Source organism: Methylobacterium sp. A52T, assembly GCF_053346095.1.
In genome coordinates, this window is sequence record NZ_JBKFBI010000067.1 from 1 (window position 1) to 20227 (window position 20227).

At 71.3% G+C, this 20227-nt stretch carries 16 protein-coding genes and 1 tRNA gene; 9 read left to right on the forward strand and 8 right to left on the reverse strand.

What is annotated here, in order from left to right:
• Positions 1 to 283: 283 nt before the first annotated feature.
• A complete protein-coding gene (locus ACLBYE_RS16900; protein WP_447695060.1) occupies positions 284 to 556 on the reverse strand; it encodes a hypothetical protein in 273 nt (90 codons plus the stop codon).
• An 819-nt stretch (positions 557 to 1375) separates the two neighbouring features.
• Here ACLBYE_RS16900 and ACLBYE_RS16905 point away from each other — a divergent pair.
• Both ACLBYE_RS16905 and ACLBYE_RS16910 read left to right on the forward strand, forming a co-directional pair.
• The gene (locus ACLBYE_RS16905; RefSeq protein ID WP_447695061.1) at positions 1376 to 1621 is read left to right on the forward strand and encodes a hypothetical protein; all 246 of its coding nucleotides are present in this window, start codon (positions 1376 to 1378) and stop codon (positions 1619 to 1621) included.
• 537 nt (positions 1622 to 2158) lie between these two features.
• On the forward strand, positions 2159 to 4666 hold the full coding sequence (locus tag ACLBYE_RS16910) for a Hint domain-containing protein (RefSeq protein WP_447695062.1): 2508 nt from the start codon (positions 2159 to 2161) through the stop codon (positions 4664 to 4666).
• Between the two features lie 378 nt (positions 4667 to 5044).
• Here ACLBYE_RS16910 and ACLBYE_RS16915 read toward each other — a convergent pair.
• From ACLBYE_RS16915 to ACLBYE_RS16925, 3 genes are all read right to left on the reverse strand, one after another.
• Positions 5045 to 5120 (reverse strand) — tRNA-Lys (locus tag ACLBYE_RS16915).
• Positions 5121 to 5220: 100 nt separating this feature from the next.
• Positions 5221 to 6786 carry a 2-isopropylmalate synthase gene (locus ACLBYE_RS16920; protein ID WP_447695063.1) on the reverse strand — a complete coding sequence of 522 codons (1566 nt, stop codon included), beginning with the start codon at positions 6784 to 6786 and terminating at the stop codon, positions 5221 to 5223.
• A gap of 330 nt (positions 6787 to 7116) precedes the next feature.
• A complete protein-coding gene (locus tag ACLBYE_RS16925; protein ID WP_447695064.1) occupies positions 7117 to 7995 on the reverse strand; it encodes a hypothetical protein in 879 nt (292 codons plus the stop codon).
• A gap of 173 nt (positions 7996 to 8168) precedes the next feature.
• Between ACLBYE_RS16925 and ACLBYE_RS16930 the strand changes: the two genes are divergently transcribed.
• The 4 genes from ACLBYE_RS16930 to ubiB all read left to right on the forward strand — a co-directional run bounded on the left by ACLBYE_RS16930 (position 8169) and on the right by ubiB (position 12624).
• Positions 8169 to 8906: a carbonic anhydrase gene (locus ACLBYE_RS16930; RefSeq protein WP_447695065.1), complete on the forward strand. Its 738-nt coding sequence runs from the start codon at positions 8169 to 8171 to the stop codon at positions 8904 to 8906.
• Positions 8907 to 9021: 115 nt separating this feature from the next.
• Entirely contained in the window at positions 9022 to 10131 is a 1110-nt protein-coding gene (leuB, locus tag ACLBYE_RS16935) for a 3-isopropylmalate dehydrogenase (protein WP_447695066.1), read from the forward strand.
• A 113-nt stretch (positions 10132 to 10244) separates the two neighbouring features.
• A complete protein-coding gene (ubiE, locus tag ACLBYE_RS16940; protein WP_447695067.1) occupies positions 10245 to 11030 on the forward strand; it encodes a bifunctional demethylmenaquinone methyltransferase/2-methoxy-6-polyprenyl-1,4-benzoquinol methylase UbiE in 786 nt (261 codons plus the stop codon).
• 31 nt (positions 11031 to 11061) lie between these two features.
• Complete coding sequence (gene ubiB / locus ACLBYE_RS16945) at positions 11062 to 12624, forward strand: 2-polyprenylphenol 6-hydroxylase (RefSeq protein ID WP_447695068.1); 1563 nt, start codon at positions 11062 to 11064, stop codon at positions 12622 to 12624.
• 51 nt (positions 12625 to 12675) lie between these two features.
• On the opposite strand, the gene ACLBYE_RS16950 is transcribed toward ubiB, so the two are convergent.
• Positions 12676 to 15651, reverse strand: a complete 2976-nt coding sequence (locus ACLBYE_RS16950) for a response regulator (RefSeq protein ID WP_447695069.1) — start codon at positions 15649 to 15651, stop codon at positions 12676 to 12678.
• The gene (gene zapE / locus ACLBYE_RS16955) at positions 15648 to 16880 is read right to left on the reverse strand and encodes a cell division protein ZapE (protein WP_447695070.1); all 1233 of its coding nucleotides are present in this window, start codon (positions 16878 to 16880) and stop codon (positions 15648 to 15650) included. Before zapE ends, ACLBYE_RS16950 begins: the two co-directional genes overlap by 4 nt.
• Before the next feature lie 309 nt (positions 16881 to 17189).
• On the opposite strand from zapE, the gene ACLBYE_RS16960 reads away from it, so the two are divergent.
• A complete protein-coding gene (locus tag ACLBYE_RS16960; protein WP_447695071.1) occupies positions 17190 to 17783 on the forward strand; it encodes an N-acetyltransferase family protein in 594 nt (197 codons plus the stop codon).
• 8 nt (positions 17784 to 17791) lie between these two features.
• Here the strand turns inward: ACLBYE_RS16960 and ACLBYE_RS16965 are convergent, their stop codons facing one another.
• On the reverse strand, positions 17792 to 18553 hold the full coding sequence (locus ACLBYE_RS16965) for a ComF family protein (protein WP_447695072.1): 762 nt from the start codon (positions 18551 to 18553) through the stop codon (positions 17792 to 17794).
• A 28-nt stretch (positions 18554 to 18581) separates the two neighbouring features.
• Entirely contained in the window at positions 18582 to 18827 is a 246-nt protein-coding gene (locus tag ACLBYE_RS16970; RefSeq protein ID WP_012319629.1) for a hypothetical protein, read from the reverse strand.
• 149 nt (positions 18828 to 18976) lie between these two features.
• On the opposite strand from ACLBYE_RS16970, the gene ACLBYE_RS16975 reads away from it, so the two are divergent.
• Positions 18977 to 19867 carry a methyltransferase domain-containing protein gene (locus ACLBYE_RS16975; protein WP_447695073.1) on the forward strand — a complete coding sequence of 297 codons (891 nt, stop codon included), beginning with the start codon at positions 18977 to 18979 and terminating at the stop codon, positions 19865 to 19867.
• The gene (locus ACLBYE_RS16980) at positions 19864 to 20226 is read left to right on the forward strand and encodes a DUF427 domain-containing protein (protein WP_447695074.1); all 363 of its coding nucleotides are present in this window, start codon (positions 19864 to 19866) and stop codon (positions 20224 to 20226) included. Before ACLBYE_RS16975 ends, ACLBYE_RS16980 begins: the two co-directional genes overlap by 4 nt.
• The last annotated feature ends 1 nt before the right edge of the window (position 20227 follow it).

Here is a 20227-nt window from a genome sequence, read left to right on the forward strand (position 1 = left end):
CTCACGCAGATCCTGGCTGTAGGGTCGGCCCATGGTCTGCTCCTCATCTGGAGCGCGCAATGAATCAGCCCAACAGCCCGACGTGAACCCCAACTGGCCGATTCAGCGCAAACCGAAAACGCTCTAGATCCGCGCCGGACACCACCGGCCGATCCGGCGCCGTCTGCGTGCCGTGCGGTGGACGGACGGTCATGCCCTGACCCGTACCGCGCCGCCGCGAGCCCGACCCTCAGGGCGGACCCGTGCGGGCCACGGCACCCCGCCGAGCCCGGAGAAGCGACGGTCACGCGCCCACGGTCGCGTGCGGCCTGCAGTAGCTGTCGCGCACCGCGGGAATGTCGTCGTAGCCGTCGACGGTGCAGAAATACGTGCACACCAACCAAGCGGCCAGGGCGAGACAGAGAACGCCGTTGTAGACCCACAGGCCGATCACGCGCCGGCTCGGCAGGTTCGGCAATCCGACGACTGAACCCGGTACCCAGTCGACCGCGAATACGATCGTGCAGAGGGCTCCCAGGACGCCGGCCATCATCACGGCGAGGGCGGTGGACGTCATGTCCCGTCGCGATCCCGCTCTCCGCCGGACATGCGCGGCGTCACGCCGGCGCGACCGGCGCGGGCACGACACCTCGTGGCGGACACGCGCAGCCGAATTCCTGTCACAGCTCCCTCCTGTCCCTCCGATCCAAGTCACACCAGCTAACCGGGACGGCGCCCCCACGTCGAGGTCGGAAAATGCGCCGCACCGTCGTAGGACGCGCCGAATGGGTGAAAGGTCCGCGGAGTGCGCTGCCGAGCGGTTCGGCCATGGCTCTTGAAGGCTCTGTGTGCGCGCTGGGGTTCGAACCTCGGACCCGCTCCGTAAGAGGACGATGTTCCGGGCGCCGAGACGCGCATGTTCCGCTTGCTGGCGTCGCCGACAGCTTGAGCGCGCTCCCGTAATTCGATGGATCCTCCGATTGTCCAACGCTGGGCACCGCTGAAATCGCTCCGCCTGCTTGCCGGAAGGCGCCTCGCCGATCAGACGGCTGCCGCCGCGAACTCGCGGTCAGAAAAGATCGCCTCGTCGTGTTCGACGCCTCCCTGGCTTCGGCCTGCGCACCGGCGCGGGCTGCTCGCGGCGGCGGATCGTCCAGTACCGCAGCGCCATCGGTCAGACCAATCAGGACACCCTCGGCCGGGGCGTGCTGCTCTCGCCGACGAATGCCCGGCGAGCGGCGAGCGAGCGGTTGGCGCTGGCCAAGCTCGGGTAGGGTCCGCACGCCGAGGAACAACTCGCCATGGCGCGGGCCACCTTGACGTTCGGATCGAAGACTGAGCAGCCACCGGGAAGCTGCTGCACAAGGAGGCGCTTCCCTCCGTGACCCGGGCGAGAGTGGCCGAGCGCCTCGGGCAGATCTCGAAGGAGAGCGGGCCTGACGCGGCGAACAGCGCGCGGGCCACGCTCTGGGCCTTCTATGCGTGGCAGATCGGGAACGGCGTGGCCGAGTTTAAATCGGTCATCGGCAGGATTGAGACGGCCCAAGAGGAGAAGCGCCGCCGGGTGCTCCCGCCCGACGAGATCAAGGCGACGTTGAAGGCCTGCCGGGATGACGACTTCGGCCGCATCGTCCGCTCGTGATTGCGGACCGGTCAGCGCCGCGAGGAGGTGGCGGGCATGACGGGGGCCGAGCTCGAACTCGCGAGCGGCACCTGGCGACTGCCGGGCCAGCGGACCGAGAATTGTCTGCCGCTCGACGAGCCGCTGTCCCGCGCCACCGCCCGCGCGCAGAGCATGCTTCCGACCCTGAGCCGACCTCAGCGCCGCCGGCACTCGTCGCGCGGCTCTTCGCTGCGTCCACTCTGCAATCTATTGCGCTACGGACGGACCTGATCCGGATCGACCCCTGCGCTGGGGCGCACGAGTGGCGTATGATCCGCCCTGTGGACTTGTTGATAACTATTCTCCCCAGCAGAGGAGCATGGAAGTTCATCAAATCAGTTTCCGTGCCAGACCGGTCTGACGTGCCTGTCGCGGAGAGAGCACATCTGATCAAAAAGTGCTGTCTCGAGCCCGGCGATCCCCGATTTGTCTACGCTGCATCCTCGACTCCGAGGACCTACAGGCGTCACGCTGACGGCAAGCACCCGCCCGCGCAAGATCGCGGATGACGGGTCGATGCGGATGGTCGGGAATGCGGCGATGTCGGGCGGTCAGGGCGGGAGCGGCGCAGATCCGGTCAACGGTACCGGCGGTCAGCCCGGCGCGGACGAGGTGGCGAACGGCACCGGCGCGGCCGGCGGAAACGGCAGCGCCTCTGCCCAGGGGAGCGGCGGAGGTGCGGGCGGTGCCGCGGGCTCGGTCGGAGGCGCCGGCGGCAACGGGGGCGCGGCAGCTGGCGGAACTGTCACCAACACGTCGGGGACGGGCGGCGCCTACTCGACCAACACAGGCTCCAGCTTTTTCGGGGGGGCTGGCGGAGCAGGCCTCGCCGGCCCGAATCCCGGCGATGGCGGCGGCGGCGGCGGCGGCGGCAGCCACGGCCAGTACCTCTCCAACACGGGGAATGGTGTAGGCTTCACCTTTTCCCGGACCGGCGGCACCGGTGGAACGGGCGGTGTCGGCAACGGGACGGGCGGAGGTGGTGGCGGCGGCAGCGGTGGTTACGGCTTCGTGGAGCCCGGCCCCGGATCCTTCATCGCGAGCGCTCAGATCACCGGCGGGAACGGTGGTGCCGGCGGTGCCGCCGGCGGTCCCGGCGCTTCCGGCGGTGCCGGCGGTGACGGCGGCATCGGACTTTTCCTCTACGGGAGCACGGGCACCAACACCGGCCAGATCTCGGGCGGAAACGGTGGCCTGGGCGGGGCCGCGAACGGCGGGACGGCGGGCATCGCGGGCCAGGGGGGAGCCGGCCTGTCCGGCGCGAACATCGCCATCACCAACACCGGCACGATCTCGGGTGGCTTCGCCGGCGGCAGCACAACCGTCCGGGCCGTCGCTATCAACGTCACGGGCGGCACCAACAGCTTGACCCCCAGCACGGGAACGCTGAACGGTGGCCTCGGGATCGCCGGCGGCACCACGACATTGCGCGTCCTCGGCAACGCTCCCAACAATCTCGGACCCGTAGCCAACGCCGGCACGTTCGACATCTCGGGGACGACGGCCGGTGCCTCGATCACCACGCTCTCGGGCACCGGTGGGACGACGCTCGGCGCGCAGGCCCTGACCATCACCAATGGTTCGACCAGCTACAGCGGCGCGATCTCCGGTACCGGCGGCGTGGCGGTCAACGGTGGCACGCAGACGTTGACGGGGGCCAGCACCTACTCCGGCGGCACCACGATCGGTTCGAACGGCGGCGCGGTGTCGAGCACCCTTCAGCTCGGCGGCCCGACCTCGGCCGGCACGGGGACGATCACCTTCGGCACGATGTTGGGCACGGTGACAGCGCGCCTCGGACTCAGCGTGGCCGCTCAGCCGACCAACGGCGGCACCTTCGCCAACACCATCTCCAATTTCGGTTCGGGCAACGAGATCGCGCTCGCCGGGCTGACCAACTCCAGCGTCAGCTACAACAGTGCGAACAGCTCGATCACCATCACCGGAACCCGCTCCGGTGGCGGGCAGGTGAGCGAGAATTTCGTGCTGTCAGCCCCCCGCACGACCAGCTTCGCGGCGGTGTCGGACGGCCAGGGCGGCACGATCGTGCGCGCCGCTACGGCCCCGAACCACACGAATCCCACGAACCCATCTCAGCCGGCCAACCCTGCACCCTGCTACGTGACCGGAACGCGGATCCGTGTCCTGCGCGATCGGGTCATCTCGGACGTGCCGGTGGAGCAGCTCGCGGAGGGCGATCTCGCCATCACGGCTGCCGGTACGCCGCGCCCGATCCGTTGGATCGGCACCCGCGCGTACCGAGGATCGATGGTTCCCCCGGCCGAGCGCCCCGTCCGCATCCGGGCCGACGCGCTGGGCGAGGGCGTGCCCGCCCGCGACCTGCTTGTTTCTCCAGATCACTGCCTGTGGCTGGACGGGCTGTTCGCGGCCGCGGGACATCTGGTCAACGGCTCGAGCATCACGCGTGGCGAGGCGGTGACGGATCTCACCTACTGGCACGTCGAGTTGGACACGCACGACCTGCTGCTCGCGGAGAATGCTCCGGCGGAGAGCTTCCTGGCGGCGCCCGGCGTGCGCGGAGGCTTCGATGGCGTGCAGGCCCTCGACGTCGGCACCGGGCGCATGCCCTACGCTCCGCGCGCCGAACTCGGCCCCGACTTGGCCGCGCTGCGCGGGCGCTTAGCCCTCCGCGCTGTCTCGTTCGACGGTGCTGCAGAGCCGGGCCCTGTGCGAGCGTGGCTGGACCGATGCGTCGTGACGGGCGATGGCCTGCTGCACGTCGGGGGCTGGGCGCGCGACGAGGCGCATCCCGACACCACGCTGTGCCTGGACGTGTTGGTGGACGGTGTCGTCGTGGCGTTCGCGGTGGCGGCCGAGTTCAGGTCGGACCTGGCCGCGGCCGGCTTCGGCGACGGGCGATGCGGCTTCGACCTCGGTGTGTATGTACGCCTCGCTCCGCACGTGCATCACAGTGTCGAAGTGCGTCGCTCGGCCGATGGCCTCTTGATGTGCGCCAAGCGGATGGATGCGACAGGGTCTTGGATTGCGCTGTTGGCAGCGTAGCGTCGATCGGGACATCTGGAGCCGACCCTCAGCCCCGCCTGCACCGCCGCGCGGGGCTTTTTCGGCCGCTTGCGCTGACCCAGGGGAAGGCGGGCGAGGTGCCGTCATGCGACGGTCACGATCGTGAGCCGGTCCCCTCCATCGACGCGCCCATTTTCGAAGCCGACCGCCAAGCCGTGATCTCGGAGCGCTGCAACGGCTTGGCGAACCGAATCGTAACCCTCGGCGATGAAGCGCGGCGTCCGCGGACTGGGCTCGCCAGTCGACGTTCATCGAACGGAGTGCGGTTCAACGCTGTGATGAAGACTGTTGGACGGTTCGCCTTCTCACCGCGCGCTTACCGGCCTCAAGATCCGGTTCGCAGGAGGGGCTAAGTCTTGGTGGGCGCACTAGGGTTCGAACCTAGGACCCGCTGATTAAGAGTCAGCTGCTCTACCAACTGAGCTATGCGCCCGATCGCTTCTGCGACCGCCCGGTGGCCACCAAGTCCGTCCGGGGTGGCGGGCTGATACCAACGCGGCCGGGGCCTGTCCACCCCCGGCCGCAGCTTTTTCTCATTCCGCCGCCGCATGCTGTGCATGCACGCGCACGGAATGGGCCGACAGCTTGTTCAGCGCCGACAGATACGCCTTCGCCGACGCCACGAGCGTGTCCGGATCGGCGCCGCGCGCGGTGACGGTGCGCTCGCCGTCCCGCAGGCGCACCGAGACCTCCGCTTGCGCGTCCGTCCCGCCGGTCACGGCATGGACCTGATAGAGTTCCAGCTGCGCCTGATGCGGGACCAGCGCCGAGATCGCGTTGAATACCGCGTCGACCGGCCCGTTGCCGTCCGCCTCCTCGATCCGCGTGCCGGTCTCGTCGGCGATGCGCAGCGTGGCGCGCTGCGGTCCGCGGGTGCCGGCGATGACCGACAGCGAGACCAGCCGGATGCGGTCGTGAGCCGTGGCGAGATTCTCGTCGACCAGCGCCTCGATATCCTCGTCGTAGACGTGCTTCTTCCGGTCGGCCAAGGCCTTGAACCGGTCGAACGCGTCCTGGAACTGGTTGTCCGACAGGTGCAGGCCGAGGTCCTCCAGCTTGGAGCGGAACGCCGCCCGGCCGGAGTGCTTGCCCATCACCAGGGAGGTCTTGGTCAGCCCCACGGAGGCCGGGGTCATGATCTCGTAGGTCTCGGCGTTCTTCAGCATGCCGTCCTGGTGAATGCCGCTCTCGTGTGCGAAGGCGTTGCGGCCGACGATCGCCTTGTTGAACTGCACCGGGAAGTTCGTTGCGTGGCTCACGAGCTTCGAGGCGCGGGTCAGCATGGTCGACTCGACGCCGGTCTCGTAGGGCAGCACGTCCGCCCGGGTGCGCAGCGCCATCACGATCTCCTCGAGCGCGGCGTTGCCGGCCCGCTCGCCGATGCCGTTGATCGTGCACTCGACCTGCCTCGCGCCGCCCTCGATGCCCGCCAGGGAGTTGGCGATCGCGAGGCCCAGGTCGTTGTGGCAATGGACCGAGAACACAGCCTTGTCGGCGTTCGGCACGCGCTCGCGGACGTTCGCGAACATGTCGCGGTACTCCGACGGCGTGGCGTAGCCGACCGTATCGGGGAGGTTGATGGTCGTGGCGCCGGCCTTGATCGCCGCCTCGACGCAGCGGCACAGGTAGTCGAGCGGCGTGCGGGTCGCGTCCATGGCCGACCACTCCACGTCCTCGACGAGGTCGCGGGCCTGGGCCACGGTCTTGAGGATGATCTCGACGACCTCGTCCTGGCTCTTACGCATCTGGTGCGCGAGATGGATCGGCGAGGTCGACACGAAGGTGTGGATCCGCGCGCGCTTGGCGTGGCGCACGGCCTCGCCGGCCCGGGCGATGTCGGCGGGGATCGCGCGGGCGAGGCCCGCGATGGTCGCGCGCTTGGTCCTCCGGGCGATCTCAGAGACCGCCTCGAAATCGCCGTTCGACGCGATGGGGAACCCGGCCTCGATGATGTCGACGCCCATCGTGTCGAGCAATTCGGCGACCGCGAGCTTCTCGTCGAAGGTCATGGTGGCGCCGGGGCACTGCTCGCCGTCGCGGAGCGTCGTGTCGAAGATCAGGATCCGGTCGCGGGCGGAGGCGGTGCTGGTCGTGGTCATGGCATTACCCTGTCGCGGGCCGCCCGGCACGTGATGGCGCGGCGCGGCGTGGTGCCCTCGCGGGCGGATTCGCGAATGAAAGAACTCCCCTGAAGGCCCAGGCGCGCGCCCGGACGGCCCTCAGGGGCGGGTAAGCAGAAGCGGAAGAAGGAGCCCGGAGCGGCGCGCACGGGACCGAAGCGCCGTAGCGGCGGCGCGGGCGGTCTCGGTCGCTGAGCCGGCTCTGGCCAAGGCTCGTCTCTCCTGTCGGCGACCCGCGCGGGACGTTCTCACGGCGCGGTGCTGCCCGTAGGTATCCCCGGAGCGGTCGGAACACAAGCGAGACGCGCGTCAGGAGGCGCCGGCTGGGACGGTCGCGGCCGGCAGGTCCGCGAGGATCGCCGCCGCGAGATCGTCGTAGAGCAGCATCTGCCCGGCGGCCCAGGCTTCGAATTCAGCGAGCAGCGTCGGATCGAACGCGGTCAGGCGGCCACCGGTGATCCGGATCCATCCCGCCGCTTCCGCCTCGCCGAGCAGATTGCCGACATGGGCGCGCGACACGTCCAGCCGATCGGCGAGGCCGCGCAGGCTGAGCGACATCGCCGCCGGCGCGCCGGGCACCGCGGCGGCGTAGTGGGCCCCGACCAGGGCGGTCAACAGCGGGTAGCCGCAATCCCGTCCGGCGAAATGGAGCACCCGCGGGAACGGCGCGATGAGCGTGCCGTGCCGCAGCACGTGGGCGGCCGACAGGCGGACCAGCTCCCCGAGCCGGTCGGGTCCGACGAGCATCCCGGCGCGGCCCGGGTCGCGACGGGTCACCGCATCGATGGCGGCGACGAACAGGCGCCCGCTTCGCGCGATCTCGGTCACCAGGGCCGGCGCCGCCTGCAGGCATTTCATCCGACCGTCGCCCCGATCCGCCACCGCCGTAACGAATCGCCCGGCCTTCAGGGCCGATACGAAGCCGGCCGTCTGCCTCGGGCTCGATCCCACCATCGTCTGGAGGACCGTCAGGGTGGGGGGCGGTCCGCCATGGTGGCGCCACGCGTAGTCGTTGTGGATCAGCATGAACGAGACCACGTAGCGCCCGATCTGATTGAGCAGCTTGTGGCTCGGCCAGACAATCTGCGCCGGTTCGATCATGCCCTGGCAGTAACCGGCGACCGCCAGGCGGAAATCGCGCTCGGCTCGAAGCAGAGCGATCCGCGCCCGGAAATGATCGTCCAACATCCGCGCTCCGATCTAGCCGGATCCGGACCGAAGGGATGCCCCGCGCCCAGCCACCGGTCCAGGATTTCCTGCAAAGTTTGGACTCGGTGGTGAAGAACGCGCGAGGATACGACTCGCAGTGCTTGTCTCAGCGCTGCCGGAGCGAGCGGTCCGCCGGGCCTGGCCGGCGTCAGATGCGAAGGGGACCGCCCACCGTGTGCGATCTGCATCGACCCTCTCTCTCCCGGCGCGGCCTGCTGGCCGCCGCGGCGGCCGGTACCGCGATGGGGGCTTCCGCCCGGCCCCGGCGGGTCGAGGCAGCCCCCGACGGGGCGCGATCGAACGCCATCGCGCCCGAGACGGCGCTGACGCGGCTGCGCGACGGCAACGGCCGCTACGTCGCCAACACGTCGACGAACCGGGACTTCTCGGCGGGTCGCGCTGCGCGGGCCGCGGCACAGTATCCGATCGCCTGCATCGTCGGCTGCGCCGATGCCCGGGTCGCCCCAGACTTCATCTTCGACCAGGGACCGGGCGATCTCTTCGTCGTCCGCGTCGCCGGCAACTTCGTCACCACCGATGGCCTCACCAGCCTCGAATACGGCGTGTCGGTCCTGGGCGCGCCGCTGATCCTCGTCCTCGGCCACTCCGATTGCGGGGCCGTGAAGGCGACGATCGACGTCATGAAGACCAACGCGACCCTTCCCGGTCATCTCCCCGTGCTGATCGACGCGATTCGCCCGGCGGTCGATCTGGCGGCGAAGGCGCGTGCGGAGGATCCCCTCGCCGAGGCCATCGCCCAGAATGTCCGGCACAGCGTCCGGCGCCTGGAGCAGGCCGGCCCCATCATCGCGGAGGCCGTCGCTGCCGAGCGGGTAAAGGTCGTGGGCGGCTTCTACGACATCGGCACGGGCCGGGTCGTGATCCTCTGACCGCGGTGCAGGATCCGCCCCGGCGTGCGTGCGGGCGCTGCGCCGAAGCTTGCCAATGACGGTGCAGCCTCGATAAAGCCCGCCGGCACGTCGAGACTGAACCCACGAGACCGTCATGGCCAGCTACAAGCTCCTGCTCCTCCCCGGCGACGGGATCGGCCCGGAGGTCGCCGGCGGCATGCAGGTGGTGCTCGACACCCTCAAGGAGACCGGTCTCGCGACCTTCGAGACCGAGACCGACCTCGTCGGCGGCAGCGCCCTCGACGCGCACGGCGTCCCGCTCGCGGACGCGACCCTGCAGCGCGCCAGGGACGCGGACGCGATCCTGCTCGGCGCGGTCGGCGGTCCCAAATGGGCCGGCGTCGCCTATGAGAACCGCCCCGAGGCCGGCCTGCTGCGCCTGCGCAAGGAGCTCGACCTCTTCGCCAACCTGCGCCCGGCGATCTGCTACCCGGCGCTGGCCGAGGCCTCGGCACTGAAGCGCGAGCTGGTCGAGGGGCTCGACATCATGATCGTCCGGGAACTCACCGGCGGCGTCTATTTCGGCGAGCCGAAGGAGATCACCACGCTGGAGGACGGTTCCAAGCGGGCGGTCGACACCCAGGTCTACACGACGGCGGAGATCGAGCGGATCGCCCACGTGGCCTTCGACCTCGCGGGCAAGCGCTCGGGCCGGGTCGCCTCGGCCGAGAAGCACAACGTGATGAAGTCGGGCGTCCTCTGGAAGGAGGTCGTCACGAAGGTGCACGCCGAGCACTACGCCGACCTGCAGCTCGAGCACATCCTCGCCGACAACTGCGCCATGCAGCTGGTGCGCCGGCCCAAGCAGTTCGACGTGCTGGTGACCGACAACCTGTTCGGCGACGTGCTCTCCGACATCGCAGCCATGCTCACCGGCTCGCTGGGCATGCTGCCGTCGGCCTCCCTCGGCGCGGTCGACGCGAGCGGCCTGCGCCGCGCGCTCTACGAGCCGGTCCACGGCTCGGCGCCCGACATCGCCGGCCAGGACAAGGCCAACCCGATCGCCATGATCGGCTCGCTCGCCATGTGCCTGCGCTACTCCTTCGGCCTCGGCGACGCGGCCGACGCCATCGACGGCGCCATCACCGACGCCCTCGCGGGCGGCGCGCGCACCGCCGACATCGCCGGCGAGGGCACGAACCCGATGGGCACGCGCGCCATGGCCAGCGCGGTGGCGGACGCGCTCCGCACCCGGGTCGGCTGAGACACGTCTTCGGCGCGTCGCAGCACCGGGGTCGGTCCCCAGCCGCGTGTTTCGACGCATGGCGGTCGGGCGCGACCTTCGCTATGACGCGCCCATCGAGGATTGGGAGCGTCATGAAGGCCGGAGACGGGGCGTCTGAGCGCGCGAGCGCGGATTTCGGCTTCGAGCGCGTGGCGCTCGACGAGAAGCAGGGGCGCGTCGACAGCGTCTTCCACTCGGTCGCCCGCCGCTACGACATCATGAACGACCTGATGTCGGCGGGCCTGCACCGGGCTTGGAAGGCGCAGCTCGTCTCGATGCTGCGGCCGCCGCAGAACCGGGCCTTCGCGCATCTCGACGTGGCCGGCGGCACCGGCGATGTGGCGTTCCGGGTGCTGGCCGCGGGCGGCCCGCGCACCCGCGTCACCGTCCTCGACATCAACGAGTCGATGCTGCGGGTCGGCGCCGAGCGGGCGCGGGAGCGCAAGGTCGACGAGGCCGGCGACCGGATCGCCTTCGTAACCGGCAACGCCGAGGCCCTGCCGCTGCCGGACGCGTCCTTCGATGCCTACACGATCGCCTTCGGCATCCGGAACGTGCCGCGGATCGAGACGGCGCTGACCGAGGCGCGGCGGGTGCTGAAGCCCGGTGGGCGCTTCCTCTGCCTGGAATTCTCGGCCGTCGACATCCCGCTGCTCGACCGCATCTACGACGCCTACTCGTTCAACGTGATCCCGCGCATCGGCGCCCGGGTGGCCGGGGACGCCGAGTCCTACCGCTACCTCGTGGAGTCGATCCGGAAGTTCCCGACCCGCGGCGCCTTCGCGGGCATGATCGAGCGCGCGGGCTTCCGGCACGTCACCGACCGGGCGCTGACGGGCGGGATCGTGGCGATCCATTCGGGCTGGAAGGTCTCTTGACCGCCGCCGCGCGCGACGGGAGCCAGCACCGGTGATCAGCGCCGCCGTCAACCTGTTTCGCGGCGCGCGGGTCGGCTTCGTGCTGGCCCGCGAGGGCGCCCTCGCCCTCGTCGACCCCTCTGAGCTGCCCCCGCACCTGCGCCTCGCCCTGCGGATCGGGCGCTCCCTCGAGCGGCCCGGCCTCGACGACGGGGCGGCCCGGCTCTCGGCGGCGATGACGCGCCTCGGCCCGTCCTACGTGAAGTTCGGCCAGTTCCTGGCGACGCGGCCCGACATCGTCGGCATGCGCGCGGCCTTCGACCTGGAGAAGCTGCAGGACCGGGTGCCGCCCTTCCCGCAGGCGGTCGCGATCCGCACGGTCGAGGCCGCCCTCGGCAAGCCGGTGAGCGCCCTGTTCGTCTCGTTCAGCGAGCCGATCGCCGCTGCCTCGATCGCGCAGGTCCACAAGGCGATCGTGCAGGATCCCGACGGCACGCAGCGCGCCCTCGCCGTGAAGGTAATGCGGCCCGGCGTCCGCGAGCGCTTCATGCGCGACCTCGAGGTCATGCGCTTCATGGCCCGCGTGGTGCACACCCTGTCGCCGCAGGCCGAGCGGCTGCGCCCGCGCGAGGTGGTGGAGATCCTCGCCCGCTCGGTGCTGATGGAGATGGATTTCCGCCTCGAGGCGGCGGCCGCCTCCGAACTCGCCGAGAACACCAAGGACGATCCCGACTTCCGCGTGCCGAGGCCGGAATGGGAGCTGACCGCCCGCGAGGTGCTGTCGGCCGAGTGGATCGAGGGGACTCGCCTGCACAGCGCCGCGGAGCTCGCCGCCCGGGGGCACGATCCGCAGACCATCGGGCGGACCGTCATCCAGAGCTTCCTGCGGCACGCGATCCGCGACGGCTTCTTCCACGCCGACATGCACCAGGGGAACCTGCTGGTCGACGCCGAGGGCCGGCTGGTCGCGGTCGATTTCGGCATCATGGGCCGCCTCGGCCCGAACGAGCGCCGGTTCCTCGCCGAGATCCTGCTGGGCTTCATCCTGCGCGATTACCGCCGGGTGGCGAAGGTCCATTTCGAGGCGGGCTACGTGCCGGCGCACCACTCCGTGGAGGATTTCGCGCAGGCGATCCGCGCGATCGGCGAGCCGATTCACCAGCGCCGGGCCGACGAGATCTCGATGGCCAAGGTCCTGACCCTGCTGTTCGACGTCACGGCGCTGTTCGACATGAGCACCCGCACCGAGCTGGTGATGCTCCAGAAGACCATGGTGGTGGTGGAGGGCGTCGCCCGCTCCCTCGACCCACGTCTCGACATGTGGACCACGGCCGAACCGGTCGTGCGCGCCTGGATCGCCCGGAACATGGGTCCGGTCGGTCGGGCGCAGAGCGGCCTGGAAGCTCTGCGGGTGGTTTCCGACGTGGTCGGCGATATCCCGGACCTCGCCATGCGGTTGAAGCGCGTGCTGGTCCGCCTCGACGAGGCCGGCACGGGCGATGCGCGCCGCCTGGAGGGCTTCGCCCGCGCGGAGCGCCAGCGGGCGATCTGGTCGACGCTGGCCCTGTGGGGCATCGCCGTCGGCGCGTTGATGCTGGCATTCCGGGGGCTCTGACGCGGCACCGACCCCGATCCGGGACCGGCATCGCGCGTAGTCCGCGGGCGCTCAGCCGGGCTTGGGTCCCTGGGCGGGCGCGTCCTCCGTCGCGGGGACCAGGGCACGCAGCTCGCGGGCCAGCTCCTTGAGCCCGTTCGAGCCCTTGGCGAGCACCCGGTCGGCCTGGCCGGCCAGACGGCGCCGGTCCTCGGCCGTGATGTCCTTGGCGGTGAGCACCACCACCGGCACGTCGCGGCTGTCAGGCCGGGCCCGCAGCGCCCGGAGGAACGCGAAGCCGTCCATCTCGGGCATCATCAGGTCGAGCAGGATGAGTGACGGACGCTCCGTCTCCAGGGCTGCCAGGGCACGCAGGCCGTTCTCGGCCTCGCGGACCGAGAATCCCTCGCGCCCGAGATAGGCGCAGACGTGCTCGCGCACGTCGGCCTCGTCCTCGACCACGAGGATCGCACCGTCGCCCGAGGCGAGGCGGAAGCGGTCGACGATCTGGCGCAGGCTTCCCCAGTCGATCGGCTTCTGCAGGTAATCGGTGGCGCCGAGGGAGAAGGCGAGGTTCTGCTCGTCTAGGACCGTTACCATCACGATCGGCGTCGCGCCGATCTCGGGATCGGCCCGGATGGCCCGCAGGACCGCCCATCCGTCCATCTGCGGCATGGTGACGTCGAGGAGCACGGCCCGCGGGTGCAGGCTGCGAGCGAGTTCGAGCCCGCGCCGCCCGTCCTCGGCGACCGTCACCGAGAAGCCCTCGCGCTCCAGGAAGCGCGCCAGCAGATCGCGGGTCGCGGAGTCGTCGTCGACCACCAGGATCGTCCCGCGGTCGCCGTCTCCCGATGCGGCCGGGTCCGCGTCCTCGGCCGCCGCGGCCTCGAAACGGTCCGGCAGCGTCAGCGTGAAGGTGGTGCCCTGCCCCTCGCGGCTGTCCACGGTGATCGAGCCGCCCAGCATCTCGGCGAAGGCCCGGGTGATCGCGAGGCCGAGCCCGGTGCCGCCGAACCGGCGCGTCGTGGAGGCGTCGGCCTGGGTGAACCGCTCGAACAGCTTGCCGACCTGCTCCCGCGTCATGCCGATGCCGGTGTCGGTCACGCAGAAGCGCAGCGCACCGTCCGCCCGGGCGACCGCCAGAGTGATCCGGCCGTCCTCGGTGAACTTCGCGGCGTTGCTGAGGAGGTTGATCAGGCACTGCCGAAGCTTGGTGACGTCGGTGTGCGCGCTGCCCAGGCCCGGTTCCAACTCCAGCGCCAGGGTGTTGCCCTTCTTGGCGACGAGCCCCTCGACCGTGACCGCGACCTCCTGCACCACGGCGGCGACCTCGAAATCCTCCGCGTAGATCTCGACCCGGTCGGCCTCGATCTTCGAGATGTCGAGCACGTCGTTGATCAGGCCGAGGAGGTGGCGGGCGTTGGTCTCGATCTTCTTCATGTCGGTGACGAGATCGGCCTCGCCGATATCCTCCAGCTCCTCCTGCACCATCTCGGAATAGCCGATCACCGCTGAGAGCGGGGTGCGCAGCTCGTGGCTCATATTGGCCAGGAACTGGCTCTTGGCCGCGTTGGCGGCCTCGGCCGCCGCGCGCGCCGCCTCGATCGCGGCCTCGGCCTCCTTGCGCTCGGTGATGTCCGTGTGGGTCCCGACCCACTCCCGCAGGGTGCCGTCAGGTTCGAGGATCGGGACGGCGCGGACGCTCATGTGCCGGTAGGTCCCGGAGGCGGCGCGGATCCGGTGCTCGGTGGCGTAGGGTTCCAGGCTGGTGACAGCGCGGGTCCACGCGGCACGGGTATGCGCACGGTCCTCCGGGTGGACTGCGTCGAGGAAGCCGAGCCCCGCGTAGGCAGCCTCGTCCTGGCCGGTGAAGCGGGTCCAGGCCGTCTGGCGGCGATGGAGGCTTCCTTCCGGGTTGGCGGTCCAGACGATGGCGGCGCTCGCCTCGATCAGCGAGCGGAAGCGCTCCTCGCTCCGGCGCAGCCGGGCCTCCGCGAGGTGGCGGATGGTCTCGTCGACCACCACGAGGCCGACGCCCTCGACGCTCTGGTCGGCCGCCGCCCTCTCCTCGCCCCGGAGCGGGTAGAAGCTCATCGAGAAGTGCCGCACGCCGCCCGGCGCCGAGGGTGTCGGCACCGCCACCGGCACGTTCGGCGAGACCAGGCCTTCCGCCAGGGCCGCGGCCAGTTTCGGGGCCAGCTCCTCCCGCAGCGTCGGGAGCATGGCCCAGATCGGCGCGCCGAGATCCGCGCCGAAGCCGCGCTCGCTCATGGTGGCGAGCGCCCGGTTCATGTGGCGGATCTTCAGGTCCCGGTCGAGGAAGCCGAGCCCCACCGGCGCGTTGGCCAGCACCCCGTCGAGGAGGCGCGACATCCGCAGCGATTCCTGCCTTCGCACCAGGGCGAGGCGCGCCAGGAGTACGATCGCCCCGAGGGCCGCCGCCGCGGAGAGGAGGAACAGCAGAAGGCCGCGCCACGCTTCGCGCGCCTGGATGGTCGCGAGCTGCTGCAGGGTCGCGGCCTGGCGGGCCGCCGACTCGGCGCGGATCGCGTCCATCAGCTGCTTGCCCTCGCCGGTGCGGACGAGGTCGATGGCGGCGTCGAAGCCTCGGTTCCGCCGCGCCTCCACCACCCGGGCGGCGAAGTCGCGCTTCTGCGCGATCAGCCCGGCGAGCGACGGGCCGCCGGCCCGGACCGACTCCTGCGCGGCGGCGCCGAGGCCGGTCAGCTCCGTGTCGATCTTGCTGAGGGCGGTCGTGTAGGGACGGAGGTAATCCTCGCTGCCGACCAGCACGAAGCCGCGCTCCCCGGTCTCCAGGTCCTTGACCTCGGAGATCAGGCGCTCGATCCCGGCGATCGTCGCGTTCGCCCGGGCGGTCGCGGCCCGGTCGGTCTCGCCGGTCACGTAGTTGGCCGTGCCGCTGCCCAAGGCGACGATCAGCAGGATGAAGGCCACGGGGGAGCCGAGGAGCCAACCCAGCGGGCCGGCGCCGCGCCAGTTGCGCCGGCGCAGGCCGAAGATCGATCCGGCGCGCGACGGGGCGCTCACGTCTCCACCAGCCCGGTGGTGGCGCCCGACGCCTCGGAATCGGGCCGGCCGTGCGGCTGGCCGAGATATTCCCGCGACCGCATCTCGATGAGGCGCGAGACGGTCCGGTCGAACTCGAAGGCCTCGCGGCCGTTCCGGGCGGTGTAGAGGTCCTGCGCTTCGGCGGCTGCGGAGGCCACGAGCTTCACGTGCCGGTCGTAGAGCGTGTCGACCAGCGTGATGAAGCGCTTCGCCTCGTTCCGCTCCGCCTCCCCCATCACCGGGATCCCGTCCAGGATCACGGTGTGGTAGGCGCGGGCGAGCGCCATGTAGTCGGAGGCGCCGAGGGGCTGGCGGCAGAGATCGTCGAAGCCGAACCGGGCCACGCCGGTCGCCTGCTCGGGAACCGCCACGGCCCGGCCGTGGACCGTGACCGTCGCCGGGAGGCCGCGGGTCTTGCCGGTCAGGGCCTTGAAGGCGGCGTCGAGGGCCGCGCGCGCCGCCCCGTCGGCGGGGACATGGTAGACCGCCGCGCCGCCGAGTTTCTCGAGCCGGAAATCCGTCCGGGAGTCGAGCCGGACGACGTTCACGCGTTCCTGCAGGGTCGCCACGAAGGGCAGGAACAGCGCCCGGTTGAGGCCGCCCTCGTAGAGTCGGTCGGGCTCGACGTTCGAGGTCGCGACGACGGTGACGCCCCGCCGGAACAGGTGGTTGAACAGGCGCCCCAGGATCATCGCGTCGGCGATGTCGGTCACCGTGAACTCGTCGAAGCACAGCAGGGTCGCCTCGTCGGCGAGCTGGTCGGCCACCGGTCCGATCGGGTCGTCGCCCTTGACGGTGCCGGCCTTCAGCGCCTGCCGGTAGGCGTGGATCCGCTCGTGCGCGTCGGCCAGGAAGCCGTGGAAATGGACGCGCCGCTTCGGCTCCGGCGCCGCCTCGTGGAAGAGGTCCATCAGCATGGTCTTCCCGCGCCCGACCGAGCCCCAGATGTACAGGCCCTTGATCGCCTCGGCCTCGTCCTTGCGGCGGAACAGCCACCCCAGGGCGCTCGTCTTGCTGGCCCGCTTGCGGCGCTGAAGGTCGAGGACCAGCCGGTCGAGGGCGCGCACGAGGTTCGCCTGGGCGGGATCGCGCTCGATGGCGCCGGTGGCAACCAGCGCCTCGTAGCGCTCGTGGACCGGGCCGGGCGAGACCGCACCGGCGAGCGCCGCCGGCGACGGGGCGATGGGCTTGCCGGATCTGTCGTTCACGCCGCCGGTTCCTCGCTGCTGATCGCGGTACCGGTTCGGCACCCCCTGCACCCGTGTCGGCGGTCAACGACCCGGGGCCTGTTCCAGTGCCGCGCAAGCTCGGCCTGAATCAAGCCCGCGGCCGAACAGCCGCGAGGAAGCGTCCCACCGAAGCGTCCCATCGGTCCCGCGCATGGCAGGCCCGCGGCCGGCCGGCCCCGCACTCTGCTGCATTGCACAATGAATAAGGGGATGCGACATCCCGGCGGTCTTCTGGGAGGAGCGTCCGGATTACCCCGCGCGGCAGCGCGCACGAACCGGAGCTTCATCATGGCGGTACAAGCCCTCGATGGGCCGACCCACACCATCCGGCGCCTCTGGCCGGCGGACCGCGCGGCGGTCCTCGACTACTTCCTGCGGCTGGATCCGGAGACCCGGGCGAGCCGCTTCATGGGCAATGTCAGCGAGGCCGGAGTCCGAGCCTACGCCGCCCAGGCCCTGACCGCGGAGGGCGTGATGTACGGCGCCTTCGTGGGCGGCGTGCTGCGCGGTCTCGCCGAGCTGCGGCCGATGGCTCCGGGCGCGTCCCGCTACGTCCTGGGGCCGCACGCGGAGGCTGCCTTCGCGGTCGAGCAGACCTTCCGCCGCAAGGGGATCGGTGCAGCCCTGTTCGCCCGGATCGCCCGGGCGGCGCGGCATCGCGGCGTCGAGGATCTCCACGTCCGCTGCCTGTCGGGCAACGGGCCCATGCTGCGGCTCGCGGCTAGGCACGGGGCGGCCCTCCAGCACGAGGGGCGCGAGATCGAGGGCGCCCTGCACCTCGCGCGCCCGACGCCGTTCTCGCTCTGGTACGAAGGGATCGCGGAGGCGTTCGATTTCACCCTGGCGGCGGGCTTCCCGGAGCGGGTGCAGGCCGGGCGCTGAAGGCAGGCTCAGCCGGCGGTGTCGCCGACGAGGGCGAAGGTTAGGAGATCCACGGACGTCGCCCCGCCGCGCAGGAGCGCGCGGGCGGCGGCGTTGCCGGTGGCGCCGGTGGTCATGACGTCGTCCACGAGGAGGACCCGGCGCCCGCGGACGCGGTGCTGCTCGGCGGAGGCGACCCGGAAGGCGCCGCTCAGATTTTCGGCCCGCGCCGCGCGGCTGAGGCCGACCTGGGATCGCGTGGCGCGCACCCGCACCAGGGCCGTGGCGACGCACGGCCGCCCCGCCGAATCCGCGATCGCCCGCGCCAGCAGGGCGGACTGGTTGAAGCGCCGCCGCCACAGGCGGCCGCGATGGAGCGGTACCGGCACGAGGCACTCGGCCTCGGCGATCAGGGTCCGGCCGCTCGCGGCCATCATCCGGGCCATGACACCGGCGAGATCGAGCCGGTCCTCGTACTTCAGGCGATGGACGAGCCGCCGCCCCACGGAATCGTAGAGGGCGACTGCCCGGGCGCGGCCGAAGACCGGCGGTTCCGCGATGGCCCGGGGCGACACCAGCGGGCCGACTCCGAGGTCGACCGCGAAGGGCGTGCCGTAGCGCTGGCAAACCGGTTCCTCGATCAGGCGCAGGCTCGACCAGCAGGACGGACAGAGGGCGCCCGGGTCGGCGGTGGCACCGCCGCAGCCCGCGCAGGTGGGCGGGTAGATCAGGGAGACGACCCCGCGCGGCAGACCGCGCAGGGCCGTGGCGACGGCCTGGAGGGCCGTCATGCGCGCGACGCGCTCCCGCAGGCCCGGCTTACTGGGCCGAGACGGGGCGCGCCTGCGGCGCCATCTGCTGCTGCTCGACCTGGCGGTCGCGAGCGTTGGCGCGGTGGCGGCCGATGGCGCAGCCGGCCGCGGCACCGACCAGGCCGTGGTGGCCGGCGTAGTGACCCGCGATGCCGCCGACGATGGCGCCCTTGATGCAGCCCTTCGCCTCGGCGCCGCCCGCGGCGGCCAGGGTGGTGAGGGCCACGGCGGCCCCGACGAGCATGCGCTTCATGATCTGTGCTCCCTGAGGAATCTCGGCCGTTGGGCCGGTTGCAGCAGGAACAGCGACGCTCCCGAGTCGTTCCCGCATCCTAGCGCAGCTCACGAGACCGTGCGCGGGGACGGTGGCGCGACGTCACCGCAGATGCCATCTGCCCCCCGATGGATGCTCCCACCGCCCTGTTCGACACGCCCCTCGCCCGCCGCCGCCTCGCCCGGGCCGGGCGCCTCGGCTACCCGGGCTTCCTCCTCGACCGCCTCGCCGAGGATCTCGATGACCGGCTCGGCGCAGTCCTGCGCAGCTTCGGCTCGGTGCTCGACCTCGCCACGCCGCGTCCCGTGGCGACCCGGCTGCTCGCCGCCCGCTATCCGGCGGCGCGGCACCTCCGCCTCGCGGCCCTGCCGGAGCCGGGCGGCGACCTGATCGTCGGCGATCCCGAGGCGCTGCCGCTGGCGACCGGGAGCCTGGACCTCGCCGTGTCGCTGCTGGCCCTCCACGCCGTGAACGACCTGCCGGGCACGCTGATCCAGCTGCGCCGCGCCCTCCGTCCGGACGGGCTGTTCGTCGGCTGCCTGCTCGGCGGCGCCACGCTGACCGAGCTGCGCCAGAGCTTCGCCCAGGCCGAGAGCGAGGTCGAGGGCGGCGTCAGCCCCCGCGTGGCGCCGTTCGCGGCGGTGCGCGAGGCCGGCGGCCTGTTGCAGCGGGCGGGCTTCGCGCTGCCGGTGGCCGATACCGACACGCTGACCGTCCGCTATGCCGACCCGTTCGGCCTGATGCGCGATCTGCGGGCCATGGGCATGACCAACGTGCTCACCGAGCGGCGGCGGACGCCCCTGCGGCGGGCGACGCTGCTGCGCACGGCCGAGATCTACGCCGAACGGTTCGCGGACCCGGACGGCCGCGTGCGGGCGACCTTCGAGGTGCTGTGGCTCTCGGGCTGGGTGCCGCACGAGACCCAGCAGAAGCCCCTGCGCCCCGGGACCGCGAAGTCGCGCCTCGCCGACGCGCTCGGGACCGTCGAACTGAAGCCTGAGGGAGGGAATTCGCCGTGAAGCTGCCCGGACCGGACCACCCGATCACCGTCGAACCCGAGCCCCGCCGTGTCCGCATCGTCGTGGCGGGCGTCGCGGTCGCCGACACCCGGAACGCCCTGCGACTGCAGGAGGCCCAGTACCAGCCTGTCTTCTACGTGCCGCGGACCGACATCCGGACAGACCACTTCGTCGCCTCGGCGCGCACGAGCCACTGCCCCTACAAGGGCGACGCCCACTATTTCGACCTCGTCGTCGACGGGACCCGGCGCCCCGACGCGGTCTGGAGCTACGTCGACCCGTACCCGGCCGTCGCGGCGATCCGCGACCACGTCGCGTTCTACCCGGACCGGGTCGACGCCATCGTGCTGGAGAACTGAG

What these genes read in the sequence shown, in the direction of transcription:
- ACLBYE_RS16900 (WP_447695060.1), bottom strand. Translation starts at nt 556, where the DNA reads ATGACGTCCACCGCCCTCGCCGTGATGATGGCCGGCGTCCTGGGAGCC.
- ACLBYE_RS16910 (WP_447695062.1), top strand. Translation starts at nt 2,159, where the DNA reads ATGCGGATGGTCGGGAATGCGGCGATGTCGGGCGGTCAGGGCGGGAGC.
- ACLBYE_RS16920 (WP_447695063.1), bottom strand. Translation starts at nt 6,786, where the DNA reads ATGACCACGACCAGCACCGCCTCCGCCCGCGACCGGATCCTGATCTTC.
- ACLBYE_RS16925 (WP_447695064.1), bottom strand. Translation starts at nt 7,995, where the DNA reads ATGTTGGACGATCATTTCCGGGCGCGGATCGCTCTGCTTCGAGCCGAG.
- ACLBYE_RS16930 (WP_447695065.1), top strand. Translation starts at nt 8,169, where the DNA reads ATGCGAAGGGGACCGCCCACCGTGTGCGATCTGCATCGACCCTCTCTC.
- leuB (WP_447695066.1), top strand. Translation starts at nt 9,022, where the DNA reads ATGGCCAGCTACAAGCTCCTGCTCCTCCCCGGCGACGGGATCGGCCCG.
- ubiE (WP_447695067.1), top strand. Translation starts at nt 10,245, where the DNA reads ATGAAGGCCGGAGACGGGGCGTCTGAGCGCGCGAGCGCGGATTTCGGC.
- ACLBYE_RS16960 (WP_447695071.1), top strand. Translation starts at nt 17,190, where the DNA reads ATGGCGGTACAAGCCCTCGATGGGCCGACCCACACCATCCGGCGCCTC.
- ACLBYE_RS16965 (WP_447695072.1), bottom strand. Translation starts at nt 18,553, where the DNA reads ATGACGGCCCTCCAGGCCGTCGCCACGGCCCTGCGCGGTCTGCCGCGC.
- ACLBYE_RS16970 (WP_012319629.1), bottom strand. Translation starts at nt 18,827, where the DNA reads ATGAAGCGCATGCTCGTCGGGGCCGCCGTGGCCCTCACCACCCTGGCC.
- ACLBYE_RS16975 (WP_447695073.1), top strand. Translation starts at nt 18,977, where the DNA reads ATGGATGCTCCCACCGCCCTGTTCGACACGCCCCTCGCCCGCCGCCGC.